This window comes from Paenibacillus sp. FSL E2-0201, assembly GCF_037963325.1.
GTDB lineage: Bacteria > Bacillota > Bacilli > Paenibacillales > Paenibacillaceae > Paenibacillus_AQ.
This window is the reverse complement of the sequence record NZ_CP150154.1, coordinates 4799407-4825731: the sequence shown is the minus strand read 5'-3', so window position 1 is coordinate 4825731 and position 26325 is coordinate 4799407. Positions and strand designations below refer to the sequence as shown.

26 protein-coding genes are annotated in these 26325 nt (G+C 43.9%); 19 read left to right on the top strand and 7 right to left on the bottom strand.

Annotated elements, in window-relative coordinates; genetic code table 11:
- Positions 1-66 precede the first annotated feature (66 nt).
- From NSU15_RS22020 to NSU15_RS22005, 4 genes are all read left to right on the top strand, one after another.
- A complete protein-coding gene (locus tag NSU15_RS22020) occupies positions 67-936 on the top strand; it encodes a sugar ABC transporter permease (RefSeq protein WP_042130024.1) in 870 nt (289 codons plus the stop codon).
- 11 nt (positions 937-947) lie between these two features.
- The gene (locus NSU15_RS22015) at positions 948-1805 is read left to right on the top strand and encodes a carbohydrate ABC transporter permease (RefSeq protein ID WP_339287527.1); all 858 of its coding nucleotides are present in this window, start codon (positions 948-950) and stop codon (positions 1803-1805) included.
- Between the two features lie 29 nt (positions 1806-1834).
- Positions 1835-3319: an alpha-N-arabinofuranosidase gene (locus tag NSU15_RS22010; protein WP_339287526.1), complete on the top strand. Its 1485-nt coding sequence runs from the start codon at positions 1835-1837 to the stop codon at positions 3317-3319.
- A gap of 98 nt (positions 3320-3417) precedes the next feature.
- Complete coding sequence (locus NSU15_RS22005) at positions 3418-4047, top strand: polysaccharide deacetylase family protein (RefSeq protein ID WP_042130021.1); 630 nt, start codon at positions 3418-3420, stop codon at positions 4045-4047.
- A 283-nt stretch (positions 4048-4330) separates the two neighbouring features.
- Here NSU15_RS22005 and NSU15_RS22000 read toward each other — a convergent pair whose 3' ends face one another.
- A complete protein-coding gene (locus NSU15_RS22000) occupies positions 4331-5341 on the bottom strand; it encodes a LacI family DNA-binding transcriptional regulator (RefSeq protein WP_042132358.1) in 1011 nt (336 codons plus the stop codon).
- A 32-nt stretch (positions 5342-5373) separates the two neighbouring features.
- Here NSU15_RS22000 and NSU15_RS21995 point away from each other — a divergent pair, with 32 nt between their 5' ends.
- From NSU15_RS21995 to NSU15_RS21945, 11 genes are all read left to right on the top strand, one after another.
- A complete protein-coding gene (locus NSU15_RS21995; RefSeq protein ID WP_339287525.1) occupies positions 5374-6219 on the top strand; it encodes an ABC transporter substrate-binding protein in 846 nt (281 codons plus the stop codon).
- 2 nt (positions 6220-6221) lie between these two features.
- Entirely contained in the window at positions 6222-7100 is an 879-nt protein-coding gene (locus NSU15_RS21990; protein WP_339291414.1) for a sugar ABC transporter permease, read from the top strand.
- Positions 7087-8646 (top strand): alpha-amylase family glycosyl hydrolase, encoded by a 1560-nt coding sequence (locus NSU15_RS21985; RefSeq protein WP_339287524.1) that lies wholly within the window; start codon positions 7087-7089, stop codon positions 8644-8646. The genes NSU15_RS21990 and NSU15_RS21985 overlap by 14 nt, the downstream gene beginning before the upstream one ends.
- Before the next feature lie 17 nt (positions 8647-8663).
- Positions 8664-9608 carry a DUF1861 family protein gene (locus NSU15_RS21980; RefSeq protein ID WP_339287523.1) on the top strand — a complete coding sequence of 315 codons (945 nt, stop codon included), beginning with the start codon at positions 8664-8666 and terminating at the stop codon, positions 9606-9608.
- 35 nt (positions 9609-9643) lie between these two features.
- Positions 9644-10705: a glycoside hydrolase family 130 protein gene (locus NSU15_RS21975; RefSeq protein WP_076117113.1), complete on the top strand. Its 1062-nt coding sequence runs from the start codon at positions 9644-9646 to the stop codon at positions 10703-10705.
- Between the two features lie 61 nt (positions 10706-10766).
- Positions 10767-13064 (top strand): sugar-binding domain-containing protein, encoded by a 2298-nt coding sequence (locus NSU15_RS21970; RefSeq protein WP_339287522.1) that lies wholly within the window; start codon positions 10767-10769, stop codon positions 13062-13064.
- Between the two features lie 15 nt (positions 13065-13079).
- Positions 13080-13358, top strand: coding sequence for a glycoside hydrolase family 2 protein (locus NSU15_RS21965; protein ID WP_339287521.1), 279 nt, complete (start codon positions 13080-13082; stop codon positions 13356-13358).
- Positions 13355-14368, top strand: coding sequence for a zinc-dependent alcohol dehydrogenase family protein (locus NSU15_RS21960; RefSeq protein ID WP_076117111.1), 1014 nt, complete (start codon positions 13355-13357; stop codon positions 14366-14368). The genes NSU15_RS21965 and NSU15_RS21960 overlap by 4 nt, the downstream gene beginning before the upstream one ends.
- Before the next feature lie 204 nt (positions 14369-14572).
- Positions 14573-15757, top strand: a complete 1185-nt coding sequence (locus NSU15_RS21955; RefSeq protein WP_339287520.1) for a glycosyltransferase — start codon at positions 14573-14575, stop codon at positions 15755-15757.
- Positions 15744-16955, top strand: a complete 1212-nt coding sequence (locus NSU15_RS21950) for an MFS transporter (RefSeq protein WP_076117108.1) — start codon at positions 15744-15746, stop codon at positions 16953-16955. Before NSU15_RS21955 ends, NSU15_RS21950 begins: the two co-directional genes overlap by 14 nt.
- Before the next feature lie 95 nt (positions 16956-17050).
- Positions 17051-17980 (top strand): hypothetical protein, encoded by a 930-nt coding sequence (locus NSU15_RS21945; protein ID WP_042130005.1) that lies wholly within the window; start codon positions 17051-17053, stop codon positions 17978-17980.
- A 117-nt stretch (positions 17981-18097) separates the two neighbouring features.
- Here NSU15_RS21945 and NSU15_RS21940 read toward each other — a convergent pair.
- Positions 18098-19449, bottom strand: a protein-coding gene (locus NSU15_RS21940; protein WP_139328450.1) for an IS3 family transposase whose coding sequence is annotated in 2 segments (ribosomal slippage) — positions 18098-19062 and positions 19062-19449 — 1353 coding nt in all. Because the reading frame shifts where the segments join, the coding sequence is not laid out codon by codon here.
- 184 nt (positions 19450-19633) lie between these two features.
- Here NSU15_RS21940 and NSU15_RS21935 point away from each other — a divergent pair.
- On the top strand, positions 19634-19966 hold the full coding sequence (locus tag NSU15_RS21935; protein ID WP_042130003.1) for a hypothetical protein: 333 nt from the start codon (positions 19634-19636) through the stop codon (positions 19964-19966).
- A 6-nt stretch (positions 19967-19972) separates the two neighbouring features.
- On the opposite strand, the gene NSU15_RS21930 is transcribed toward NSU15_RS21935, so the two are convergent.
- Positions 19973-21364: an MFS transporter gene (locus tag NSU15_RS21930; RefSeq protein WP_339287519.1), complete on the bottom strand. Its 1392-nt coding sequence runs from the start codon at positions 21362-21364 to the stop codon at positions 19973-19975.
- A 110-nt stretch (positions 21365-21474) separates the two neighbouring features.
- Here NSU15_RS21930 and NSU15_RS21925 point away from each other — a divergent pair, with 110 nt between their 5' ends.
- Positions 21475-22359: a LysR substrate-binding domain-containing protein gene (locus NSU15_RS21925; RefSeq protein WP_042130001.1), complete on the top strand. Its 885-nt coding sequence runs from the start codon at positions 21475-21477 to the stop codon at positions 22357-22359.
- 123 nt (positions 22360-22482) lie between these two features.
- Here NSU15_RS21925 and NSU15_RS21920 read toward each other — a convergent pair whose 3' ends face one another.
- Complete coding sequence (locus NSU15_RS21920) at positions 22483-22683, bottom strand: hypothetical protein (RefSeq protein WP_339287518.1); 201 nt, start codon at positions 22681-22683, stop codon at positions 22483-22485.
- Positions 22684-22780: 97 nt separating this feature from the next.
- Here NSU15_RS21920 and NSU15_RS21915 point away from each other — a divergent pair, with 97 nt between their 5' ends.
- Together NSU15_RS21915 and NSU15_RS21910 are read left to right on the top strand one after the other, a co-directional pair.
- On the top strand, positions 22781-23404 hold the full coding sequence (locus NSU15_RS21915) for a hypothetical protein (RefSeq protein WP_339287517.1): 624 nt from the start codon (positions 22781-22783) through the stop codon (positions 23402-23404).
- 74 nt (positions 23405-23478) lie between these two features.
- The gene (locus tag NSU15_RS21910) at positions 23479-23667 is read left to right on the top strand and encodes a hypothetical protein (protein WP_042129995.1); all 189 of its coding nucleotides are present in this window, start codon (positions 23479-23481) and stop codon (positions 23665-23667) included.
- Between the two features lie 56 nt (positions 23668-23723).
- On the opposite strand, the gene NSU15_RS21905 is transcribed toward NSU15_RS21910, so the two are convergent.
- From NSU15_RS21905 to NSU15_RS21895, 3 genes are all read right to left on the bottom strand, one after another.
- Positions 23724-24458: an SDR family oxidoreductase gene (locus NSU15_RS21905; RefSeq protein ID WP_339287516.1), complete on the bottom strand. Its 735-nt coding sequence runs from the start codon at positions 24456-24458 to the stop codon at positions 23724-23726.
- Between the two features lie 19 nt (positions 24459-24477).
- Entirely contained in the window at positions 24478-24627 is a 150-nt protein-coding gene (locus NSU15_RS21900; RefSeq protein WP_339287515.1) for a hypothetical protein, read from the bottom strand.
- Positions 24628-24779: 152 nt separating this feature from the next.
- A complete protein-coding gene (locus NSU15_RS21895; protein ID WP_339287514.1) occupies positions 24780-26120 on the bottom strand; it encodes a histidine phosphatase family protein in 1341 nt (446 codons plus the stop codon).
- Positions 26121-26325 lie beyond the last annotated feature (205 nt).

Below are 26325 nucleotides of genomic sequence, written 5' to 3'. Positions count from 1 at the left end.
TGAAAAAAATGAAGCGAGATGTGGTCAGAGACTGTCTCTGGCCACATTTTTGAGAGGAGAACCCTGATGAACTCTGTATTTTCGAACAAGAGGGCCATTGCTATATTTGTCCTGCCTACCCTCCTCATATTTTGTTCCATTGTATTAGTTCCGATCTTTATCTCCAGTTACTATAGTTTATTAGATTGGAATGGCATCGGTAAAGGTACGTTTATCGGACTAGACAATTATGTGGAAATGTTCACAGACTCACGAGCATTAAATTCCATAAAAAATTCTATGCTGTTCGCGGCAGCATCAATTTTCATTCAGTTGCCTATATCGCTTTTACTTGCTCTTATATTGGCCTCTTCGGTCAAGGGTGAAGGATTTTATCGTGCAATATACTTCATTCCAGTGCTTATCTCAACCGTTGTAATCGCGCAACTGTGGTCTAAAATTTATAATGCGGATTACGGACTTTTGAATTGGTTACTGGAAAGCGTGGGTCTTTCAAATCTGGCACAAGATTGGCTTGGTAAAAAAGATACCGCCCTTGTGGCGTCCTTTATTCCAACGCTTTGGCAGTATGTCGGCTATCATATGTTACTGATGTATGCTGGGGCAAAGTCCGTTTCACAAGATATTCTCGAAGCAGCGAAAATTGACGGAGCTTCCCGTATAAGAACTGCATTCTCCATTACCATTCCACTAATGAGGCCTATTCTGAAAGTATGTCTTGTCTTTTCAGTCATTGGTGCCTTTAAGGTATTCGATCTAATTTATGTATTGACGGGCGGAGGTCCTTTATTCTCCACTGAAGTACCGAGCACGTTGATGTATACAACTATTTTTGACACTTACAGATATGGATATGGTAGTGCGGTATCTGTTTTCATAATTCTGGAATGTTTAGTGTTTACAGTAGTTATTAATAAATTTTTTAAGACTGAATAGAGGTGAGGAAAGTGAGTACTGCAAAAGTGGTGTTGCGAAAAAGGTCGAATTTTTTTGGGAAAATACTACTGCAAGTGTTTCTAATCATTGTGGCTATCGTACAAATTTACCCCCTTATCTGGCTGGCATTTTTCTCGCTTAAAGATAATAGTGAAATATTCAGTGGTGATGTCGTAGGCCTTCCTAAGGAATTTCTCTGGAGCAACTATGTTAAAGCCTTATCAGACGGTAATGTATTAACTTATTTTTTTAACAGCGTGTTGGTAACGTCTGTATCCATTATTCTGGTACTGATTCTTGCTTCTATGACTGGTTATGCCGTCGCGAGGATGAACTGGAAATTCAGTGAATTAACGATGACCCTGATCCTCCTAGGGATGATGGTGCCGATTCATGCGGCCCTGCTGCCGCTGTTTATGGTCCTGAAGAACTTACATTTGCTGAATACTTATTGGTCCTTGATTATTCCTTATGTTGCTTTCGGTATCCCTTTGGCCGTGTTCATCGTCAGTAGCTTCTTTAAGGGACTTCCCCGTGAATTGGAAGAATCAGCGGTCATTGATGGATGCGGCATTTACAGAACGTTCTTTTCCATTATGTTGCCGCTTATAAGTCCTGCTATTGCAACGGTTGCGATATTTACATTCCTATCTTGTTGGAACGAGCTGATGTTTGCGACTACGTTTATCAATGACTCACTCTATCAGACTTTAACAGTGGGTATGATGTCCATGGTGGGGACCTACATCACACAGTGGGGGATTATTGGGGCGGGGCTCATGATTGCTACGATTCCAACGATTGTAATCTACTTGTTGCTCAACAAACAGGTACAGAAGAGTATGATCGCAGGCGCAATCAAGGGATAAGGGTTGAAAAATAGAAGGGGGATCTTTTAATGAATGCTACTATTACTGTCAACACTGATCAGTCGTGCGGTACGATCAGTCGTCATATTTATGGGCATTTCGCCGAGCATCTTGGACGTTGTATCTACGAAGGAATCTGGGTAGGCGAGGATTCGCCGATTCCTAATACCCGTGGTATTCGGAATGATGTTCTAGAGGCGCTGCGAGGTCTTAGCATACCGGTGCTCAGATGGCCGGGCGGGTGCTATGCTGATGAGTATCACTGGAAGGATGGCGTTGGTCCACGTGAGGCGCGCAAGCATATGGTTAATACGAACTGGGGAGGTGTTGTGGAGAACAATCACTTCGGTACCCATGAATTCTTCGACCTTTGTGAACTGCTGGACACGGAGCCTTATATCTGCGGAAATGTTGGCAGTGGCACCGTTCAGGAGATGCAGGAGTGGGTGGAGTATATGACCTTTGACGGCGAATCACCTATGGCTAAATGGCGGAAGGCTAATGGCCGGGAGAAGCCTTGGAAGCTCAAATATTTTGGCGTCGGAAATGAGAATTGGGGTTGTGGCGGCAACATGCGGGCGGAGTACTATGCCGACGAATACCGCCGTTTCCAAACGTATGTCCGTAATTACGGACATAATCAAGTCTATAAGATCGCTGGCGGTGCTAACGTTGATGATTACCACTGGACGGAGACGTTAATACGTGAAGCCGGTGGACTTATGGATGGTCTCAGTCTGCACAACTACACGGTGCCTGGAGGATTTGAGATCAAGCGGCCGGCGACTGGCTTTGATGAAGCGGAATGGTTCGAGACCATGCAGCTCGCGCTCCACATGGACGAGCTCATTACCCGACACACGGCGATCATGGATCAACACGATCCGAAGAAACGTGTGGGCTTAATTGTCGACGAGTGGGGTACCTGGTTCCAAGTAGAACCGGGTACAAATCCTGGGTTCTTGTATCAGCAGAACACGCTGCGTGATGCGCTTGTTGCGGGACTGCATTTCCACGTATTCCACCGTCATTGCGACCGTGTCCACATGGCGAACATTGCCCAGACAGTCAACGTGCTACAGGCGATGATTCTAACGGAAGGTGATAAGATGTTGCTGACGCCGACCTATCACGTGTTCGAAATGTTCAAGGTGCACCAGGATGCAGAGGCGCTCGCGATTCACCTGGAGATTGGCGAATACCGTGTGGGCGATGAATCTCTTCCGCAAGTCAGTGCATCGGCTTCGAAGCGACCTAATGGAACGATCGACATCAGCCTTTGTAACATCGACCCCCATCACCAAGTAGATATATCTCTAGGGTTACGTGGGTTGGGAGGAATGTTGAATGTTAGCGGCCGGGTACTGACGCATACAGATATGAATGCTCACAACACATTTGGGCAACCGGAGAGGGTGAAGCCACAGTCATTTAACGGCGTTACGAGTGTAAGTGACGACGGTTTACTGGCAACGCTGCCGCCGATGTCCGTGGTCGTGTTGACACTCAATTAAGGATTGTGCGCTTAGATGCGCGTTGACATGGCATTATACCGCAGCAATAATGGATGTACATGAGCATTTATAGGATGTGAACCGGAAGGAGTAATATAATGGCTAAATTATCATTAGTTCATAAGGTCCCAACTCAGGAAAAGGTAGTCGCTTTTACGTTCGACGATGGGCCGCATCCATTATATACGAAAGAGTTGTTGGATATCTTCCATAAACATAATGGTAAAGCGACTTTTTTTATGATCGGTGAAGAGCTCAATATGTACGAGGCTATCGCAGCACAGGTTCATATGGCCGGACATGAGATTGGCAATCATACTTACTCCCATCCTGATTTGACAACACTGACTTTAGACGAAGCAAGAGCTGAATTACAGCGGGCGGATGATACGATTCGTAAAGTGACGGGAAAGCATGTATTGAACTTTAGACCACCTTTTTTTGGTGTTAACGATGATATTCTTATGCTTGCTGCAGAATTTGGATACCATTCAATTGGCGCTGTAAACGGTGAGGCCAAGGATTGGGAACAGCCCGGTGTCGATTTTATTCTGGACCATACGAGACCAACCATCGAAAACGGAAGCATTTTCTTGTTTCATGACGGGTATGGCGAACGAGCTCAAACCATTGAAGCTGTCCGGGTATTGGTGGAAGAGCTTGATGCCGAGGGTTATCGATTCGTGACTTTAAGTGAACTGTTTGGGATTGCTGATCTCCAGCTATAAAGATTAGCCGAAGGCAATCAAATTTCCAGCCGCTTTTGTCTCCGGATTTTCTGATTGTTTCGCTTTTAGCGATTAATGATTCCTGCATAACCTATTAGCAGGACCCCTTCCTCAATAAAATCGAGGAAGGGGTCCTGCTTTATTGTGTGATGGCTGTACTCTCTGCTTGTTTAAGATATTCTATCACTCACGCTTCCAAAGCATCTGAAAAACCTCACCCATTCGAATTGGATTGGGTGAGGTTATTTATATTATACGTTTTTACTAGATTGATGTATTATCTCTATCCAATTGGATGTTGTGTGGATTCCCGAACGATCAGATTAGACGGAAGGAGAATTTCAACAAAAGGTTCATCAGGATGGTCAATACGCCAGAAGAGCTGTTCAACAGCTTTACGTCCAAAGTAAGACAAATCTACATTCATCGTTGTAGTCAACGGTGTGGTTATTCGTGACAATTGTCCATTATCGAAGCTGACAATGGATACATCTTGGGGAATACGATACCCAAGCTTGTAAACAACGGAATTGATCAAGAATCCAAATCCGTCATTGACACAGAACCATGCCGTAGGCTGCTTATCGAGCGCTTGTACAGCGTTGAATACATCATCCATTTCTTCTGTTACACGATCAATTACCCACATCGGGTTGTATTCAATTCCAGCCTGGTATAAGGCCAGGCGATAACCCTCCAGGCGCTCGTAATAGCTGGGAGAGAATTGTATATTGCCGATAAAACCAATATGAGTATGTCCCAATTCAATTAAATGCTGCACGGCTGTATAAGCGGCATAGCGATTATTAGTGAGAATACTGTCGGCCATAAGATCAGGATGATGATGATCAATTAACACGGTGGGAATACCTGTATTGGTCACTGCCTGAATATAAGGGTTCGTAATATGGGACAGAATCAAGATCCCTTCAACGGATTGATCCAATAAAATAGGAGGCAGGATTAAATTCTCAGAAGAATGCTTATCAATAGATTGAATAACCATACGCTTGTTTCGCTTCGCTGCTTCCTTCTCAATGCTTAAATAAATTTCTCCAAAAAAGTTGCGTTTGGAAAATGCAAATTCCGATGCCAAGATGGCAAAGGTTCCTACTTCTTCTTCAGTGCTTTTACGCCCTCGCGAATAGATGTAACCCATCTCATTCGCTGTATCGATAATTAATTGCCTCGTTTCTTCACTGACACCGTCTTTACCAGACAGAGCCTGAGAAACAGAGTTCTTAGATATATTTAATCGATCGGCGATATCTTGCATAGTTACCTTCACCTTCATGCGAAGATACGTCCTTTCTAATAAGAAGTGTAATGAATATTCTTCCATATATCTTGAAAGAAGCTGGTGTGAACGAAATTCCGAGAACATACAGTGAAGTGATTGAGGCAACGAAAAAATTAAAAGCAAAATACCCGGATAAATATCTTTGGGCGAAACCAGACTTAGCAGATCCTACATCATGGAAAAGATGGTTCGACTTCTTTATGCTGTACAATGCAGCATCTGATGGTAACAAATTCATTGAGGGTAGCCAATTTGTTGGCGATGAAAAAGCTGGTATAGACGTACTTTCTTACGTGGACAATCTTCGTAAGGAGAAAGGGCTCTTGACTCAGAACGTAACGGAACCTTTCGAAAATGGCGTGGGTGTATTTACGGATATCGGTCCTTGGACATTTAACATGTGGGCTGAGAAATATCCGGAACTTGAGTACAAAAAGAACTTTGAAGTCACATTGCCTCCTGTTCCGGACGGTATGGATCCAGCAAATGCGAAAACTTTTGCGGATGCTAAAGGAATTGTTATCTATGCATCGGCAAGCCCAGAGCAACAGGCTGCTGCAATAGAATTCATCAAGTGGGTATACTCGGATGTTCAAAACGATGTTGCCTTTTTCCAAGAAACGAACTTGCCTCCAGCACGTGATGATGTAGGTACGAATGAAGCATTTAAACCTGTATTTGAAAAAACGCCTGTATTGCAAGAGTATGCAAAAGCAATCCCGAATGCTGTTCCATCCATGGACAATCCAAAATTCAACGAATTGCAAACCTTTATTGGTCAAGAGGCCTTTAATAAAATCGTTCGTGGTGAGATTGATCCAAAAACGGGTTGGGACAATATGAAGAAGGCGATTGAAGGGGAACTTCAATAATGATTGAAAAAAATAATAATCGGTTAGGCTGGCTTTTTGCCAGCCCTTACCTTATTTTTTCGACTGTGTTTTTCTTGGGCCCGCTTATTTGGTCTCTATACTTGTCTTTTACTAACTGGGACTTGATTTCACCAACTTATGATTTTGTAGGATTCAAGAACTTTACCAAAGCATTAGGCACACCAGGGGTAAAATCGGCATTTTGGGTAACGTACAAATTTATGATCATATTTGTACCGATTGTCACAGCAATGTCGCTTTTTGTAGCGGTAATTGTAAAGGGCTTACCTAAATTAAAAACCGTATTTCTTATTGGATTCTTTTTGCCATATCTTTCATCAGGGGTTGTTGCATCCCTTATTGTTAAAGGTTTTTTGTCACATACAAGTCCTGTTCAGACGTTTCTAAGGGAACGGTTAGGTCTTGATATTGACTGGCTCGGCGGATCTTTTTCGGCATTGTTCGTCGTTGCGATGATTATGGCTTGGAAATTTACAGGTTACTATGCGTTAATTCTTACTTCAGGTTTAGAAAGTATTGATCAGGAAGTATATGAAGCAGCGGCAATTGATGGCGTGAAGGACAGCCAAAGGTTCTGGAAAATTACGTTGCCTTTGCTGTACCCTGCGATTTATACAACCTTAATTTTATCCTTTGGTGCAACATTCGGTATCTTTACTGAGGTCTACCAATTAACAGGCGGCGGACCAAATTATGCAACGAATACATGGCAAATGGAAATATACAGTCAAGCATTTAAGAACCTGCAGGCAGGTTACGCATCAGCTATAGCGATTATGGCTGCGGTTGCGACATTTATATCTATATTCGTAATCCGAAAAATTCTGGAAATGTGGGGTAAGCGCAATGGTTGGGTCTAATTCAAACATCAAGCTCCGGCTGTCGATCCGCTATCTGATTGCGATCGTACTGCTCGTGATTATGGTATTCCCCTATTTATATATTGCGGATTATTACCAGATTGACCCGGATTATGGAACGATGGAAGACTTTGAACGCTTTATTCAGGAAGCAAAGACTCGCGGAATCAGAGTGATTGCCGATCTTGTCTTGAATCATACGTCTTCAGAGCATGCGTGGTTCAAGGAATCCCGATCCTCAAGAACAAATCCGAAGCGGGATTGGTACATTTGGAAGGACGCTGTGAACGGCGGGGTTCCAAATAACTGGGAGTCTTTTTTTGGCGGAACAGCGTGGGAATGGGATGCTGCTACGGAACAGTATTACTATCATGGGTTTGCGAAAGAACAGGTCGATTTGAACTGGGCGAATCCGGAAGTAAAAGAAGCGATGAAGGATGTCATGGCTTATTGGCTAGGCAAAGGCGTTTGCGGTTTCCGGCTAGATGTGATCAACTTCTTGTCGGTGTCCGATCAATTCCCGGATAATCCGATGGATGAATTAACGGGTGAACAAAAGCATGTGCATGACCAGAATCAAAATGGAATTATAGAGGCCATCGAGGAAATTAGTGAGTTTGTTCATGCGCATAGCGGGATGTTCATGGTAGGTGAGGTCGGATCTGAAGACATGGACATGCTGAGGCATTACAGCGGAGCGGGTAAGATGGATGTAGTCTTTAATTTCAATTTGGGAAGCCAGAAGGAATTTAGTCCGGAAAATTTATTCGCTGAGCTTAAGACGATGGAGCAGGTACACCGTGAGGATCAGATTCCAACGTTATTCTTCGGCAGTCATGATATGGATCGCGTGATTTCGCGTTTTGGCGAAGGAGATGCGGAGATTGAGGAGGAACGGGCTCGTCTGATGGCAACGCTGGCCTTGACCGCAAAAGGGGTACCTTTCCTATATTTCGGTGAAGAGATTGGGATGCGGAATTTCGTAGCCCATAAGCTGGAGGATATGCGGGATATCCAAGGATTAAACGCATATGAAATTGCACTACAGCGGGGGGCTACCCGGGCAGAAGCCTTGGAAATTGCGAATGCGAAGGGAAGAGATGCATCCCGTTCTCCGATGCAATGGAACGCAGGTCCCCAGGGCGGGTTTACTTCAGGGAAACCATGGATTGACATGGGCCCAAATTATGAGCAATTAAACGTGCAGTCCGAATCAAGTCAACCGAATTCATTACTTCATTATTATAAAAAGCTTCTCCGCTTGCGCAATACACAGGACGTGTTTCAGTTTGGAGAGTATGACGTGCTGGAACGCAGAGGCAATCTTATTTTATATGTAAGAACGTTGAAAACACTCAATACTAGAGCACTCGTAGCTTTGAATTTTGACAAGCAAAGCGTACAGATTGATCCTAGTATGTTGCTGGATGGGCAAGCAGCCTGTATATTATCAAGCCGCCGAGAGACAGTGAGTGGCACAGACTTGGTCACTCTATTGCCGAATGAAGCCGCAATATGGATGTGCGAGCCGCTATTATTTGATTAGAGAGGAACGTTATTATTATGAAGCTGCACAAAACTGCTGTGAAAACATGTGAACAATTGCTCATGGAATACGCGATGAAAGACGTGATCGTAACAGATACGCAGAAATTAAATTTCACCGGTGTAGATCACAAAGATGTCTATAACATTACAGCACCTTTCCAAGATGAAGGTGAATGGGTGATAGCAGGTCGGGTTGAAGCCCGTGACAGCGAGCATTCCAATGTCGTTTTTTTCGTCGAGCGTGATGGACAGTGGGCTCCTCGTGAAGGAGCGCCTATTCTTAAACTTCAAGATCCGTTTTTTACGAAAATCAATGGCGAATTAATTGTTGGAGGTGTTCAAATTTACCCGCATCCGGTAAAAGCTGATGCCTTAATGTGGCGTACAGTATTCTACCGCGGGAAGAACATCGCTAGCTTAGAGTTATTCTTTATTGGTCCGGATGGTATGAAAGATTTGCGGCTGGTTGACCTGAAAGATAGCATTGGAGTGCTGACCCGCCCTCAAGGAGATAAAGGAGGACGCGGGAAAATCGGTTTTACCCGCATTGCCTCGTTGGAGGCGTTATCCATTCCGTTGATCGAAGAAACACTGTTGTTGGAAGAGCAGTTCGTTGATGAAGAGTGGGGCGGCGCGAATGAAGCACACTTGCTGAAGAACGGGCTTCTCGGTGTCCTTGGGCATATCGCATCTTTTGATGAGGCGGGTGATCGTCACTACTACCCCATGGTGTTCGCTATCGATCCGGAAACAGGTGAATATTCGGATATTCAATTAATCGCTGTACGCAATCAGTTCTTGCCAGGCGTTTCCAAACGTCCTGATTTAGAGGATGTCGTATTCAGCGGCGGGCTCGTACGTCATCAAGACGGCACAGCTCACATATATGCAGGAATCAGCGATGCTGAAGCACAACGTGCGACAATCCCTGATCCATTTGCTCAATTTGAAATTTTATAGCATGAAATCCATTTGGTTAAGGGAGTTATTACAACATGAAAATCTATCGTTATGAACAAAATCCGCTGATTACACCGGCGGACGTCAAGCCGTATCACGAGGACTTTGAAGTGATCGGTGCATTTAATGCCGGTATCGCTAGCTATAATGGTGAAATATTAATGTTTCTTCGAGTAGCAGAACGTCCAATCAGTAAGGACCCTAAAATTGTGAAAGCTCCGATTTATAATCCGGAGACCAATGAATTAGATATTTTGGATCTGAATACGGATGACGAGCGTTTCGATTTCTCTGATCCGCGTGTGATCAAGAATAGATCCGCCAGTGCTACATTCCAGTACTTGACTTCATTATCTTATATCCGAATTGCTCGAAGTAAGGATGGACATCATTTTACGGTGGATGAGAAGCCATTTGTGTACCCTAGCAATTCACTGGAAACCTTCGGGGTAGAAGATCCCCGCGTAACCCAAATTGGGGATACCTACTATATATATTTCTCGGCAGTCTCCCCTGTGGGCGTTGGAGAATCGCTGGTATCAACTAAAGATTTCGTGAATGTAACTCATCACGGCATGATCTTTGGGCCGGATAATAAAGACGTATTGATTTTCCCAGAGAAAATTAACGGCAAATATTATGCATTGCACCGTCCAACGACGAAAAGCACGGGAAATCCTGAAATATGGATTGCAGAATCGGACAATTTATTATATTGGGGCAATCATAAGCATCTGATCGGTTTGCGTGACGGGATGTGGGATAGTGGCCGGATTGGCGGCGGTGCGGTTCCATTCAAGACCGATATAGGTTGGCTGGAGTTGTATCACGGGGCAACACTGGAACATCGCTATTGCATGGGGGCAGTCTTGTTAGATCTAAATGATCCCTCGAAAGTGATTGCGCGTTCCAATGCTCCGATTATGGAGCCGGAAGCGGATTATGAGAAGAATGGATTCTTCGGAGATGTTGTATTCTCTTGCGGTGCACTTGTGGAAGGCGATGTCGTCAAAATGTATTACGGAGTTGCGGATACATCAATGGCTTGCGCAGAACTTAGTGTACAAGAAATTCTAGACAGCTTGGTATACGTATAACAATAAAACGTCAAAACCGTAGTGGTTTTGGCGTTTTAATTTGGGAGAGATGACGTAGATAATGAATATCAAATTAACTGAAAACTGGAAACTTCGTGATTTTAATGTCGGGGAAGTCCGGGATCTTGAAGTTGCATCCCCAGAGTTCATTGATTATTTCTGGATGACCACCACAGTGCCCGATGACATCCATACGACGCTTCGGGAGAAAGGCATCATTGAGGATCCTTTCTTTGGCCACCAAGATCAGAAATGCCGTTGGGTTGAAGAAAAGGTATGGTGGTATCGAACGATCTTTTCATACGATTCTGATCCTCAACCTGGTGAGAAGATGGAGCTTTTGTTCGAAGGGTTAGATACCTATGCGACCGTATATCTTAACGGTGTGGAGCTTGGATCAACGGATAATATGTTCATCAGCCATTCTTTTGATGTAACCCGTGAATTAAATCAAGGGAAGAATACGCTTGCCGTAAAATTTGATCCTATTCATGTACACGCAGGCGATAAGGTCCAATATTATTGGTCGGGCTATAGCAAGAAGCGGATCTGGACACGTAAAGCGCAGAGTCATTTTGGCTGGGACTGGGGTCCACGTCTGGTCTGTGCAGGGATTTGGAAAGAGGTGCATTTAATTAAACGCCGTCATGCACATTTAGATCATGTGTTTGCTCGAACAACTTCGATCCAGGATCAAGTAGGTATCGTTGATGTGGATTTATGCGCACATGCCTTTGATCGCGAGTGTTCATATACGGCGTGTGTGGAACTCTTAGAAGGTACAGAGCGCGTTGCGAAAGCGTATGTCTCTTTAGACAGAGCTTCAGGGATTACGGTTGACGGGGCGATTACAGCACGCACGCTTCATCATTCAGTTACTTTGCGGGTGATAGATCCGAAGCTATGGTGGACGCATGATCTAGGAACGCCTTTCTTATATCAATTACGTGTTACGTTATTTGCAGATGGGGAGCCAATCGATACTTATGAGCAGCGATTTGGGATTCGTAAGATCGAGTTAATGCAGCTTGATGAAGAGGGGCGCCATGCTTTTACGTTTGTATTGAACGGTGTAAAGGTTTTTGCCAAAGGTGCAAATTGGATCCCTATTGATAGCTTTATTGCGACCGTACCGGATAGCCGATATACGCATCTCCTTCAAATGGCCAAGGCTGCCAATATGAATATGATTCGCGCTTGGGGCGGAGGCATTTATGAGCGGGATATTTTCTTTGATGAATGTGACCGGTTAGGAATCTTAATCTGGCAGGACTTCATGTTCGCTTGTGCGTTGTATCCTGATTATAATCGTAATTTCATGAATAATGTTCACCGAGAAATTGAGCAGGTCGTAAAACGTCTTCGCAGTCGTACGAGTCTTGCCTTATGGTGCGGGAATAACGAGAATGATTGGTTGTATGAGGCACTCTCCTCTAGCGGCGAGATTACACATCCTTTTTATGGTGAGAAAATATATCATGAGCTCATGCCTGCGGTGTTGGAGCAGCTCGATCCAACGCGAACGTTTTGGCCTAGTTCCCCTTTTGGTGGAAATGATCATAATTCGCGTGATGTGGGCGATACACATAACTGGCAAGTCTGGCATGGGAATAATGAGCCTCGTCAATTTGGTGAACCACAGACACAGGATTATAGTGTTGAAGGGATATCGTTCAAACGATTCAAGTCAGATTTTACGAAATTCGCCAGTGAATTCGGACTGCATGCCGCTTCCAATCGTTATACTTTAGCGAAGAACATGCCGGACAATCAGTTCTACTGGGATAGCGATGAAATGAAATACCGTAATAAAGATGTCCATTATCCAAAGGGTATTATGCTCATGGAAGGTTATACTGGAATTCCGAAGGATATCTATGAATATATTCAATTCTCGATGCTTACCCAGGCAGAAGGGTTAAGATATGGTATTGAGCATTATCGCCGTAATAAGCCGGATACGAGCGGGGCTTTGTTCTGGCAGTTTAATGATTGCTGGCCGGGAACAAGCTGGTCTGTCATCGATTACTATGGCTTGCCAAAAGCAAGCTATCACTATGCGCGTAAATTCTTTGCACCGGTACTCTTATGTGTAGATCATGATCCGAATGGGCAGCTGCAGTTATGGGCTGTTAATGATCGGCGTGAGATTTATGAGGATGAGGCGGAATTAACAATCTATCGGATGGATGGTACGATTGTATATCAGCGTGCATTCGATGTGACTGTTGAAGCAAACGGTAAAATGAATTTTGCCAATTTACCTGAGGCTGAGGTACTGCAACAGCATAGTCCGCGCGAGGTTGTGGCCGTGCTTCGTTCGAAGAAACAGGTGACAGAAGAGTATGTTCTCTATTAAAGAGATTATAAAGATATGGATTATCAAGAAGCACATATTCAGATCTCTGTGGATGAAGTAAAAGGACATATCCGTTTGATCTCGGATCGTGTTGCCCGGATGGTGATGATTGAACTGGATGCTCCTTGGGTGATCATGGATGATAATTTCTTTGATCTGATCCCAGGTGAGGAGAAGACGGTTCATGTACATCATGCTGCTGCAGGGGAACTTCCTTGGGAAACCCTACGTGTGACGGCGATGAATGATGCATCTATACAGAAGCTTAGAACTGAAGGAGATGTACTAATATGAAGGCGGCCGTATTTCAGGGAAATAAGCGCATTGATTTTATGGAATGGGAAGCTCCAGCTGTAGACCTCAAAGAAGTTAAACTTCGTGTGAAATGCTGCGGGATCTGTGGTACAGATCAGCATATTTATCATGGATATCCTGGGTCTGCGGAGGTGAACGCTCCGGTTGTGTTAGGGCATGAGCTCGCAGGGGAAGTGGTTGCTGTGGGTGACGAGGTTACGGCTCTTCAGGTTGGGGACCGTGTATCCGTGGATCCTAACATCTATTGTGGGAACTGTTATTTTTGCCGGAATGGAAAAGTGCATCTGTGCGATAACTTGCAGGCTGTTGGAGTAACTCGTGATGGAGGCATGGGCGAATATTGCGTAGTTCCTGCCGCGAACTGTTACTTGTTACCTGATGAAATGAGCTGGATCGAAGGGGCGATGATTGAACCTCTAGGTTGTGTTCTTCATGGCTATAAGAAGCTCGACATTCGTAGAGCTCACCAAGTCCTGATTATCGGTGGTGGTTTTATTGGTCAATTGTTCTTGCAGCTCGTAAAAGCTGCGGGTGTTAAAGGGATCATTGTCAGTGAGCCGGAAATGTTCAAACATGACCGATTAGTCGAATTAGGTGCGGATGAAGCGGTTTCTCCTGCAGCAGCAGGTGTGATGGAAGCTCTTCATCATCAATTTGATATTGTGATTGAATGTGTAGGCCGGGCGGATTCCATGGAGCTGGCGGTTAAGGCATCACGTAAGGGTGGACAAGTATTAATGTTTGGTGTTGCTTCCCCTGACACATGTATTCAAGTCTCCCCATTCGAAATTTTCACGAAAGAGCTGGTCATCATGGGATCTTTTATTAATCCTTATACACATGAGGAATCGATTGCGTTAATTGAGAAGGGGATCGTTCAGATTGAGTCATTGATTAGCCACCGGTTTTCGTTGAAAGATGTTCCAGAAATCATGGAGGAGTATACGAATCTGCGTGTTTCTAAAGGGGTTATTGTGCACGAGAGGTAGTGTTAAATCATAGTAGCGTATATCAAGCGATGACTATTGGCTATTTTGCCAAAGGTCATCGTTTTTTTTGTGGGCAAAAACTGGCTGTGACGAGGTCTCTTTTTAGAAAATATTGAAATTAATATTCAGTTAAGAATCCCTTCACTATCCGTTTACGATTCAGAGTTAGAGTTAAAGGAGGCCATGAGAAAAAGGAGCTTTGTCATGAACACAGATCCTAAAGTACTTATTGTTACGTCGGCATTTGGAGACGGGCATATGAAAGTCGCTGAAGCCATCGAAAATTCATTTAGACGTAGAGGGATCAGTCGGATTACCACCTTAGATCTATTCGCTGTAGTTCACCCTGCCTTGAATGAGCTATCCCGAAGGTTCTATTTAAACAACACGGGGTATACGCAAGAATTTTATGGATTATTGTACACAATGACGAGCAAGATGAGACCAGAACAGTTCATGGGCAGACTCATACATTCTATGGGCAAACGAAAAGTGCAAAGGATCATCAACGAGATACAGCCGGATATTATTATTCATACCTTTCCTTATTTGGCTGCTGCTGAGCTAGCATCCACAACAGGTAGTAGAATGCCTTTGTTCACAGTTATGACGGATTATGTAGTTCATGGCAGGTGGCTTCATCCACAAACGACAAAATATTTTATCGCTTCAGAAGACATGAAGACAACGCTGATGTCGGCAGGGGTCGCTGAAGAGAAGCTTGTGGTCAGTGGGATTCCAATTCGTGAGGCATTTGAGCAGACTCAGGATCGTGAAGCGCTTTTACGCAAACATGGGTTAAGCGGAGATCGTCAATATCTACTACTGGCGGCAGGAGCTTACGGCGTATTAAGTGACATTAGCAGTTTAATAAAACGAGTACTGCTTCAATCGAGCTTCGATGTCATCGTATTGTGCGGGAATAATCATAAGCTTCGAGCAGCTACGGGGGAGCTTTTTCAAGAGAACCCTCGAGTTCACATTTTGGGATATACCGAAGAAATGCAGGAGCTGATGTGCATAGCTTCCTGTTTATTGACCAAGGCTGGCGGGATTACCTTGACTGAGGCGATGGCTCAAACACTTCCAGTTATCGTCTATCGACCACTCCCGGGTCAGGAGGCAGGTAATGCAGAATGGTTATCTGGGCAGCATTTGATAGAGATTGCACGAAATGAGGAGCAGTTAGTAGAGCAGCTTCAGCGATTGGAGCATACGGCGTACAGAGATGAAAGGGAACAGCATATGAAGGTCTTTTCGCGGAAATCAGCCTCGGATGCTATCGTTACCGAAGCTTTAGAGGCTATTAAATTGCGTCAGCCCTCTGTTCCCGCAGCAAAATCCATGCTTGTTGAAGGGCAGGCGAAGACGATTCATGGATATTATTAGGAAGAAAGAAAGACAACAGCAGACGTTTACCCGCCTCGCAATGATTCTCTTTTTTATAGAGTGGATAAGAGGGGCTGTCCTAATCACGTTCTTACCCACTTATATATTGACGAGCTGGGGGCTTACAACGTCAGTAGTCGGCGTTGCGGTCTCCGCGCACTATTTAACGGACAGCTTGATCAAAAGCTTCATCGGCTATCTCTTGGATAGATATCCTGGGCGCACCGTGCTTCATGGAGGGTTTTTTCTTGGATTCGTTGGACTGTTAGTGATGGTGACAACGCATAGTTCTTGGATGCTTATTGTAGCCTCTGCTTGCTTGGGTGCCGGATTCTCACCGATCTGGATCTTATGTATGAGCCAGGTATCAGAAGAAAAACGAGCACAGCAGATGGGAACCCTGTACGTATACTGGATGGCTGGTTTAGGTCTGGGTCCTGTAATGATGAATTTATTAATTGGCGGCGGGTTGTCGCTGTCCCTTGCTGTCATTGGATTATTTTTTGTAGCGGGCTGGATTATGGTAGGTCTTGTAAAGATGAAAAATGTCTCGGTGCAGAGTGTGAATATATCTGTAGGCGGGCAGTTTGTATCTCTATGGAACAAAGTGAAGAAGGGGGGATTTTTGGTCCCCGGCATGCTGCTGCAGACTACAGCGGGCGGGATATTGGTCCCTTTTTTAACAAGCTTTGCGATCTCACATCTGGGTTTGTCTCATTCACAGCTGTCTATCGTGCTATTTATGGGAGGAGCAGGTGTAGTTCTATTTCTTGTCCCTATGGGAAAATGGTTTGATCAAGTTGGAGGCAAATGGTTCCTTGTCGTTGGATTCGGCGTGTTTGCGCTTGCCTTGTTCGGTCTAACTTCTATTAACTCCTTCTCCGCTGCCATTGGGCTCGCGCTTCTGCTGGGGTGTGCTTATGCTGCTTTGCTTCCTTCATGGAATGCGTTAATGGCCAGTTACATTCCCGAAGATTCCGTGGGGATCAGCTGGGGATTATTGTTTTCCATAGAAGGTTTAGGGGTGGTTATTGGTCCTCTAATTGGAGGGTGGCTGGGAAGCACAGGGAATCAATTGCTGCCTTTTCAAGTCAGTGCCTGTTTGTTTGGATTGATTAGTGTTGTCTACTTGCTATCCCCCGCCCGATTATTTATTCACAGAAACAGAGGGATGGAGAAGCTTCCAAATGTATCGTAGTTAAGATTTATTTAATAGACTCTTCACAACGAATTTAGGAATTGCACCTAAGCTTAATATACAAGACTAAATAAGTAATGAAGGGAAGAACAAAAATGAAGAAGAAATGGCTACTTACCGGAGGTGCAGCAGGGATTAGCGGGGCGATCATGCTGATTACCGGAATGACGGCGTTTGCGGGAACCTCTGGGTATGACGATTACAAAGCCGCATTTAAGAATACTGCAGAGAATATGCAAACTGTTACCGTACAAGCTGATGCGATGCTTAAAGATAACGGGAGTATTCTGAGTCAGGCACAAGGAAGTATAAAAGTAAGCTTGCCGAATGAAGCCGTAAGAGGCGCTGTGAAGATTAGTGGGTCACAAGGTTCCCATGAACTTAACCTCTATAGTCAGCCTGACGGACAGGTCTGGAAGAGCGATGCTTCCGATATTTATTACGTAAAGCAGGATATTAAGGATAAGAAGGATCAGGAAACAGGAGCAGAACCGAAGGAAGCAGTTTGGCTTAGCAGCCAAGAAGAGACGATCATGGATGCTTTGATCGGCAATTTGAAGAATGAGATCACCTCTACTACCGATAAAGACGGTCCAAGCATATCTCGATGCATCTTGACAATGCACAAATCCCGGCAGTGGTGCAGCGTTAGCCCCAGTTCTGTTCAAGATCTTTGGGAAGAGAAAGATCATGAGTCCAGTAAAGAAACGATTGTCGATTCAAATGATCCAGAGGATTTAATTCAGCATAACCTGTTTGATTTCCAAGCAATTGCTCTGACGAACGGTGTACAGATTCAAAGCATCCGTTTGAATGCTGATATCACTCCGGCTAATGAGCTTCAGCACCAACAGTTAGATCTAACGTTTGTGGGTCAGGATGCGCAAGGAGCCTCCCATACTTTGGCTGCTAGTGTGGATGTTCAGCTCTCCGCATTCAATGCGACTACACCAGAGTCTATTGACCTCTCAGGTAAACAAGTGCAGCAGGTGAAAGAGGGCGATGAATACGGACATCGTGATTAAAGATCCCGTTGCGTTGAATATGTAAGTGTGGAACAACTAAAAAGAATGCAATTAGAAAGTCCCTATGATGTGATTGAACTGTGACCGTATTTGTGGAAAGTTGAAAAAAGAAGACCTTTAAGAAGCAATTAATAGGTGACTCCTGAATTCATCGGGAGTCATCTTTTTTAATGTCCATTGATATCGCTCGGAGTTATAGTAGGCGATATAGTCATCAACCTTTGTTCGTAATTCCAAGAGAGTCATACATGTCTTGTACTCCAAATCATCCTTCATATGGCCAAAAAAGCTCTCCATGGCGGCGTTATCCCAGCAGTTCCCTTTCCGTGACATGGACTGTGTAAACCCAGCTTCGCGTACGAGAAGGCGGAATCTAGGGTGAGTATAGTGCATTCCTTGATCCGAATGTAAAAGGGCTTCTGGATGAATATTGCCATCCAGTCGTTCAAGTAGTTTCTCCAGTGTTCGTTCTACAATTGGCATAGCCAATGAAGAAGAGAGGTAGTGAGCTAAAATTTGTCTCGTAGCCCCGTCTTTCACCACGGATAAATAAGCACATTGTCCATTACCATAATGCATATAGGTAATATCCGTCAGCAGAACTTTCTCAGGCTCTCCTTGGTCAAACTGGCGCTTGAGTAGGTTGGGACACGTTTGGTGCTCTTGTGTGGCTTTTGCCATCTTGCGATAGGGATTTGCTTGCCGGATCGTAGCAACAAGCTTATATTTTCGCATTAATCTTCGAATCTTTTTATGATTCATGATGATACCATTCTCCCGTTCCAGCCACATCTTCACGACCAATGCTCCAGCTTTACCATTCAAAGCGTCATAGTGTTTCTTGATAAGGAAAGCGTCTCGTTCGTCTGCCTTCTCTCGCAACTGTCTTGCTTCCTCAGCGACTTGCCAACGGTAATATCCGCTTAAGCTCACACAAGCTAGCTTACACAAATAACGCGTCATTCGCTGCAGACCGTGCTTACGTATCGTTTGGTTAATAATTTCGTAGCGCTCGGAGGGGGTCAACGTTTCCTCTGCATCTTCTGCTTTTCGAGCGCCTCCAGCTTTTTTAAGAAGTCGTTCTCCATCTCCAGAAGCTTGATTCGTGCTTCTGCACGTTTTAACTTTTCCTCGGTAGAAAGTTCCCCTGCCGGTCGTCTGCCCGGGGATCCTTTTCCTCGTTGTTCCTCTAGTAGTCCAGCCTCTCCCAGAGCATTATACGTATTACGCCAACGGGTTAGGCAATGCTTAGGCTTCTTGCGACCGATAATATCTAGGTTAAATCCCGCGCTAAGGAAGATCTCCATTGGGGCTTGGCCTTCCTTATAGGCCTTAACCGCAGCCAACTTAAACGTTGGTGAATAGGTAATACTCTTTTCCGTCACGTTCTCTACATTTGGATTGTTCTCTAGTTGTTTGATCTCATTTTCGTTGAATATCCTTGAGCTTCCTCTTGTTTTGTTATTCATGAAGGCTTCCTCCGTTATTTCGATATTTCGATTAAAACACAAAATGACCCGTAAGAGGGTCACTTTTTTCAAAGTTTCCATCTTACGGGTCACAGTTCAGATTGGTCATAGGGACTTTCTTTATTAAAAAGCTATTTTCGCATATATTAGTCCTATGGAAGCCCCACAATCCGGAGGTGTTTGAATGAGAGTTTTATTAACTGCAACAATGGTATTACTAATGCTCGCGGTGTTCACGGTTGGCTGTCAAAATTCAAAGAATCCGGTACAGCAAAATTCATCAGAACCCACTGAAATAAAAACAGCTACAAAAGAGCAATTAAGCAAAGTGACAGCTAAAATGACTTATGAAGAAGTGATTAGTATTTTAGGCGCCAGCAAGGACATAGGCTCTGGATTGTATATTATTCAATATGAATACACAGATGGTCAGCGATTCACTTTAGATTTCTCAAGTTATGATGGACTGATAACGGAGGAAGATTATAAAGAAATTCGCAAACTTATTAATAGTTAAAGTTAATCAATTGAATTGCTCCCGCATATCCCCAGACTTCCGGCGCCGCCGACTCATGAATACCAAAGCCAATGCAATGATCGTGAGAATAATCCCAAGGACTTGAAATCCCTCAAAGCTGAACTTACCTCTCATTATGATTCCTATCAATAAGGAAGAGAGAATGGTTCCCAGATATCTTGATGTATTAAATAATCCGGATGCTACTCCGATGATTTCTTTGGGTGAACTTTGGAACAAAGCTGCTTGCATGCCTACATTATTCAACCCATTGCTAATCCCGAATGCAGCCAACGCCAGGCACACGCTAATAACCGGTGAAGATTGATTTAATGTCACAAGCCATACCGATCCCGCAGTCATCAATATTGCAGACACTAGCAATGCCGGTCTTGGTCCGGATTTATCGATCCATCGTCCTGCTATTGGAGAAGTAACTAGAGAGCATAGGCCTAAGGTTAGCATAAGTATCCCTGTTTGATATTCGCTGACATGGCGAACCACTTGCAAGTAGGACGGAACTCCGAAAAAGAGTGAGTAATAAAGTACGTTAACGAGCATGAACTCCAAATTAACCCAAGTCATCGCAGGATATTTGGCGAATGTGCGTAAAGGGATAAAAGGCGAAGCCGCTTTTAACTCATGTCGTACGAATACCCCTAGCAGAGCAAGTCCTATCAGTGAAACAACGACATTTCCTACAGCGATGTGCCCGGATGATTTTGCTGAGAGTAATCCAATGAGCAGGGCAACCAGTCCCACTGTGAAGAACAGGATCCCTGATCCATCTATCCAATTGAACCATTTGCGAAGGGACATGCCCGATGAAACGGTTAATGACGAGTGTTCCTTAGGAATATTTCTCCAAGACAATAGAAAGCTCACTACCACAAATGGAATATTGACGAAAAAGATAGCAGGCCAGCCCCACCAGTGTATGATAACCCCGCCAATAAAGGGGCCGATGGCTGCCGCACCGGATAGGAAGATGGACAAAACAGACAGCGCTGTCGCTTGTTTTTCCGTTACATGAATTCGCACTATGGCCATCCCAACGGCAACCATCATGCTAGTTCCGATGGCTTGCACAATGCGGAACACGATGAGCCACGCGAAGCTTGGTGCGAATGGAGCTAATAATGAGGCAATGAAGGCTACTATAAGCCCGGAAAGAAATATTTTTCTCCTACCAAATAAATCGCTGGCCTTTCCCATGACAGGTTGAGCGATGCTACTAGCAATGTAGAAAGAAAAAATAATCCAGGAAACACCTGTATAGTCAAGTTGGAATACATTTTGCAATCTTGGAATAGCCACAGAAACCATTGAAGAATTTAATGGGTTCAATAGTATCCCTAGACCCACTGAAATCATTAACCACCAATTCCGAACACTCATTTTGGGTCCCCCTAAAGCGTATTAATGTCATCCTACTTGATTTTAATTATTCATTCCAACGCATTTTATGTTATATTCTCATTGACTTAAAGGAATGAATGGGGTGCGAAATGGAACTTCTACAGCTGCAATATTTTCTCGCGGTAGCTCGACTGGAACATGTGACAGAAGCTGCCCGGAATCTGCACGTTACTCAATCATCACTCAGCAAAACAATCCAGCGTTTGGAGGAGGATCTAGGGGTCCCTTTATTCGATCGAGTAGGGCGGAACCTGCGTCTGAATGAGTTCGGAAGCAGATTCCTTCGCCGTGCAGAAAGAGCCTTGTTTGAATTGGAACAGGGGAAGCAGGAGCTTAGCGATTTATCTCACCCGGAACATAACATGCTCGAATTAGCGGTGACCACCGCCAGTACATTACCCAATATCCTTCGCGAGTTTCGGAAAAAGCGACCTGATATTCAATTTCACGTGCAGATGCTGACTACCAAGGAAATGGTTACACTTTTGGATCGAGGAGAGGTGGATTTCTGCTTGTCCTCACCCCCTATAGAAGGGGACGACATTGAATGCCAAGTCGTGTTTATCGACCCTATCCTTGTAGCGGTTCCTAAGGGACATCGTTTGGCAGATCGAAGCAGTGTATCTTTGATAGAGCTCAGAGATGAATGGTTCGTCGGGGTTAAGAGTGGTTACGGAACTCGGGATTTAATAGACTCTGTGTGCCAATCGGTTGGATTTACGCCTAAATATGTGTATGAGGGGGATGAACCTGCAAGGTTGATCACGCTTGTGGAAGCTGAGATTGGTCTTGCCTTCATACCAAGCACAGCAAGAAATTCACGGGAAGACATCAAATATCTCCAAATAGAGAATCATGAATTAGTAAGGGAAATTGCTTTAATATGGCACAAGAGTCGGTACATTTCTCGGGCTGCTTTGGAATTTCGTGAGGTTGTTGTAGAATATTTCGGATCGTTATCCAAAGAGGTTTAAGACAATTGGGAATGGGTATCGAGAGGTATTTAACTGGATGCAAAAGAACAATTGCATCCAGCTCAAGGAGGTATAGTCTATAGAAATATTTTATAATGAAGATGTAGAAAAATCTGGTAGTGTTTATTTATCTGATGTTGGTTCTTCCATAAACCATGAGATATGGGTGCATCTCTTACAAATAAGTATAGCAGCGTTTTTATTCGCCCAGTCAAATCCTAGAAAGGATGCTCCGCTTGTGTTAAGCAGTTTATAATCCAGATCAAAGGTATCGTTTTGACAACAAGGACAGGTTATTCGCGCGCCTGCAGCACTGTATCTCATTTTAAAAACCTCCTGTGAATTTGTATAGTTCTTTAACGCACCTGAGGTTATTGAGGTTTCATGTACTCGAACTTACTAGTCAATTTGGGGTGGAATTATGAATAGCTGGGAAACAGCATTGTCAAAGGTATGTGAGCTTTATTTTTCACCGGAGGTAAATTCAAAATTAGAATGGATCTTGGTGGGCTCAGTGGGTTCGGTATTACAGGGCTGTGAAATGACTCCGGGAGACGTTGATATTTATACAAAAAATAAAGAAGGGATTGCACAATTTGCAGAACTTCTGAAGGAATATTCCTTGCTGGATAAATGTGAATTCCCTCATGGGGAGAACTGGTTATCCTCTTTAGAAGAACCTGCATACACTCAGACCTTTTCTTCGGGCTTCTCATGGACAAAGGGGAGTTGGATCATCGATGGGTTTAAAGTGGAAGTCGTTCATATCTCCAATTCAGCGGGCATTCCTGATTCTATGGATGGCGATGGAATATGGGAAGGTGGACAATTCATTTGGAATCATTTTAGGAATGTGACAATCGGACGGTATACTATTCCTACAGTTCCTCTAGAAATACAGCTAGAATCAAATTTAAGAAGACAACGATCAGACAGGACACAAGCGATTATTACTGCATTGCAAAAATATGGCTACGATCAAGAACTAATCGAAAAAGCTCTATCAATGAAACACTTACCTTATTTTTATTCTCAAATGATTTGAGCAATGGAGATTATTTTTAAAAAGGGAATTAACTGGTATAATATGGTTTATAATCGAGAAAGGTGTTGATTTCTATGTCTGACTTTTTTGATCCAGGACCTAATCCGAATGTGACGGACCCTGGCGGTCATAAAGCAAACCATGATGTCAATGCGCAAAAATATCATACACAAGGTGTTCCGGGATTTTGGAGCGAGGTAATCAATCTGTTCATCGTGGTGGCAATAATTGCAGTTATTTTCTTACTCATATGGATCTTCTAATGGTCTTGTAATGAAAAAATGACAGCCCTCATTTATCTTGAGGGCTGTCATTATCGTTATTGAGCTGAGTATCCTCCGTCGATGACTATTTCCGAACCTGTAATGTATGAAGATTCATCTGTTGCCAGAAATAACGCCGCTTGGGCAATATCGATGGCTTGACCCAAACGCTGCAAAGGTGTTGACTGAATCAATTGGTCTAGCAAATCCTTTGAAGTACTTAAAGCTTGAGTCATTGGCGTTTCAATAATTCCAGGGAATAGAGTGTTTACCCGTACACCTTGACGGCCGAAGGTTGTAGCAGCCGCTTTAGATAATGCGCGAACTGCGCCTTTGGATGCCGAGTAGTGATTAAAGCCTTGACCGATCAGAGCTGTATAAGAAGAAATATTGATGATCGAACCTTTCTTTTGAGCTGCCATATAAGGCGTGACATGTTTAATCCCAGCGAACGGGCCATAACCATTGATGGAATTGATTTTCTGCCAATCCTCAATATCGATTTGATCAAATGGTTTTTCAGAAGAGATGCCTGCGTTATTGACAAGAATATCAATCTTACCAAAACGATCATGTACTTCCTTTGCCAGCACTTTCCAATCCTCATCTGAGGCAACATTCAATTTCATTCCATAAACATTCTGTTTCTGGCTTACTTTCTCTAGCGCTGCCTCATTGATATCTGCGGCAATAACGATAGCACCTTCTTGAGCAAACAGATCTGCCATGCTTTCACCAATACCGGAAGCCCCACCTGTAATAATAGCCACTTTATTATCTAATCTTCTCATTTTATATTCTCCTAACGAATTAAAAGATAACTGTTGGAATAACAACTGCCATTACTAATATGCCCAAAAAGATGTAGGTATATCTCCAGCCTTCGCTAGCGATTAAGTTACCTGCCATAGGTTGAAGGATAGCTCCGAATATACCACCTGAAGCTACCGTAATTTCCATGTTCCCCAATTCATTTCCTTGAGATCTTTATTCAAATGAACAGGAAGTCAATTCAGTGGGAAGGGTAAAGGGAGGGGGCAGTCTAACTGCCCCCTCCCTTTAATTTGGTGCACACCTGTCTTGTGCAGACAGGTGTGCACCAGTTCTACTTCTTAATGTGAAAGTGCCTTGCCCTTTTCCAAATAGCTGGTGTCACCGACTTTTCCTACCGTAAACTTGCCGTTCTCCCATTCCACGATCGTCACGCTGGAATTCGGCAAACCACCTTTGCTCATATCCCAAGCGTTAGGATCAAGACCCATGACCAAATCCAAAATGGTGATGCCGTGGGAAACGACAATGATATTCTTTTTTGACCCTTGGTTATCGGCAATGATTTGGTCTACTGCCGCTTTTGTCCGGACAAAAACCTGAGCCATGTTTTCTCCGTTCACCGAGGTGTAATCGAGTTTCTGGAACGAAGCAACGTTTGTATGCTTCATAATATCTGCTTGATAAGCGCCTTCCAAGTCACCGAAGTTCATTTCTCTCAAGCGTTTATCCGTTTTCAGAATCATGTTTCGGCCTTCCAAAATGGAATCGGCCGTATCTATCGCACGTCCGCTAGAGCTGCTGTAAGCTGCGCTGAACGGAATGTCGTGCAAGCCTCGTGCCAGGTCCTCGGCTACCTTGATGCCTTCTTCCGTGAGCGGAGCATCCGAGAGGCCCTGCATCCTTTTTTGCACGTTAAACAGCGTTTCGCCGTGACGAACGAAGTAGAACGTGAGCTTGTTTTGACCGTTTTCCGCATAGCTCTGATCGCCGACTTTTTGCACCGCATATTTGCCGTCTTTCCACTGAATCTTCGTTACGCTGGAATTCGGCAAGCCGCCCTTGCTCATATCCCAGGCTTTCGGGTCGAGACCCATGACCAAATCGAGAATGGTGATGCCATGCGAAACGACAAGCACATTCCCGCCTTTTGTTTTGTTTGCTTCAACCATTTGATCCAGCGATGCTTTAGCCCGCTCGAACACGCCTTGCATATTCTCGCCGTTCACCGAGGTATAATCGAACTTCTTGAACGAAGCAACGTTTGTATGCTTCATAACATCTGCTTGATAAGCGCCTTCTAAGTCACCGAAATTGATTTCTCTCAACCGCTTGTCTTTGATCAGCTTGAGATTGCGGCCATCAAGAACGATATCGGCCGTGTCGCTTGCCCGTTCGCTCGTACTGCTGTACGCGGCAACGAACGGAATGTTCTTCAAGCCTCTGGTTAGATTCTCGGCTACTTCAATTCCTTTCTCTGTTAGAGGAGAGTCGGAGAACCCTTGCATACGTTCTTGTACATTAAATATCGTTTCTCCATGCCGTACCAGATAGAAAGTAATCTCTTGGTCTTCTTTTTTAGCGGTATTATCTGCATTTGCACCTACATTGCCTACACTAAATGAACTTAAAACGAAGAAAGCCATCATGACAGTAAATAACTTAGATAAACGCTTGTTCATACATATATCCCCTTTACTATCTATTTTGAAAGCGTTAACATTGTAATTATATCGAGGGGATCAAATTCAAAATATCCATTTTTTAAGCAAAATTAAGGCGTATTTTCTCGTGTTTCGTATGAATGTGAGATGTACTTATATATCCAAATTAAAAAAAGCTATTATATAAAAATGAATTTACGAGCATCGGATGAAGAGAGGTGAA

Coding starts and splice junctions, on each gene's coding strand:
- NSU15_RS22020 (WP_042130024.1), top strand. CDS start 67: ATGAACTCTGTATTTTCGAACAAGAGGGCCATTGCTATATTTGTCCTG.
- NSU15_RS22010 (WP_339287526.1), top strand. CDS start 1,835: ATGAATGCTACTATTACTGTCAACACTGATCAGTCGTGCGGTACGATC.
- NSU15_RS22005 (WP_042130021.1), top strand. CDS start 3,418: ATGGCTAAATTATCATTAGTTCATAAGGTCCCAACTCAGGAAAAGGTA.
- NSU15_RS22000 (WP_042132358.1), bottom strand. CDS start 5,341: ATGAAGGTGAAGGTAACTATGCAAGATATCGCCGATCGATTAAATATA.
- NSU15_RS21995 (WP_339287525.1), top strand. CDS start 5,374: ATGAATATTCTTCCATATATCTTGAAAGAAGCTGGTGTGAACGAAATT.
- NSU15_RS21985 (WP_339287524.1), top strand. CDS start 7,087: ATGGTTGGGTCTAATTCAAACATCAAGCTCCGGCTGTCGATCCGCTAT.
- NSU15_RS21980 (WP_339287523.1), top strand. CDS start 8,664: ATGAAGCTGCACAAAACTGCTGTGAAAACATGTGAACAATTGCTCATG.
- NSU15_RS21975 (WP_076117113.1), top strand. CDS start 9,644: ATGAAAATCTATCGTTATGAACAAAATCCGCTGATTACACCGGCGGAC.
- NSU15_RS21970 (WP_339287522.1), top strand. CDS start 10,767: ATGAATATCAAATTAACTGAAAACTGGAAACTTCGTGATTTTAATGTC.
- NSU15_RS21965 (WP_339287521.1), top strand. CDS start 13,080: ATGGATTATCAAGAAGCACATATTCAGATCTCTGTGGATGAAGTAAAA.
- NSU15_RS21960 (WP_076117111.1), top strand. CDS start 13,355: ATGAAGGCGGCCGTATTTCAGGGAAATAAGCGCATTGATTTTATGGAA.
- NSU15_RS21955 (WP_339287520.1), top strand. CDS start 14,573: ATGAACACAGATCCTAAAGTACTTATTGTTACGTCGGCATTTGGAGAC.
- NSU15_RS21950 (WP_076117108.1), top strand. CDS start 15,744: ATGGATATTATTAGGAAGAAAGAAAGACAACAGCAGACGTTTACCCGC.
- NSU15_RS21945 (WP_042130005.1), top strand. CDS start 17,051: ATGAAGAAGAAATGGCTACTTACCGGAGGTGCAGCAGGGATTAGCGGG.
- NSU15_RS21935 (WP_042130003.1), top strand. CDS start 19,634: ATGAGAGTTTTATTAACTGCAACAATGGTATTACTAATGCTCGCGGTG.
- NSU15_RS21930 (WP_339287519.1), bottom strand. CDS start 21,364: ATGAGTGTTCGGAATTGGTGGTTAATGATTTCAGTGGGTCTAGGGATA.
- NSU15_RS21925 (WP_042130001.1), top strand. CDS start 21,475: ATGGAACTTCTACAGCTGCAATATTTTCTCGCGGTAGCTCGACTGGAA.
- NSU15_RS21920 (WP_339287518.1), bottom strand. CDS start 22,683: ATGAGATACAGTGCTGCAGGCGCGCGAATAACCTGTCCTTGTTGTCAA.
- NSU15_RS21915 (WP_339287517.1), top strand. CDS start 22,781: ATGAATAGCTGGGAAACAGCATTGTCAAAGGTATGTGAGCTTTATTTT.
- NSU15_RS21910 (WP_042129995.1), top strand. CDS start 23,479: ATGTCTGACTTTTTTGATCCAGGACCTAATCCGAATGTGACGGACCCT.
- NSU15_RS21905 (WP_339287516.1), bottom strand. CDS start 24,458: ATGAGAAGATTAGATAATAAAGTGGCTATTATTACAGGTGGGGCTTCC.
- NSU15_RS21900 (WP_339287515.1), bottom strand. CDS start 24,627: ATGGAAATTACGGTAGCTTCAGGTGGTATATTCGGAGCTATCCTTCAA.
- NSU15_RS21895 (WP_339287514.1), bottom strand. CDS start 26,120: ATGAACAAGCGTTTATCTAAGTTATTTACTGTCATGATGGCTTTCTTC.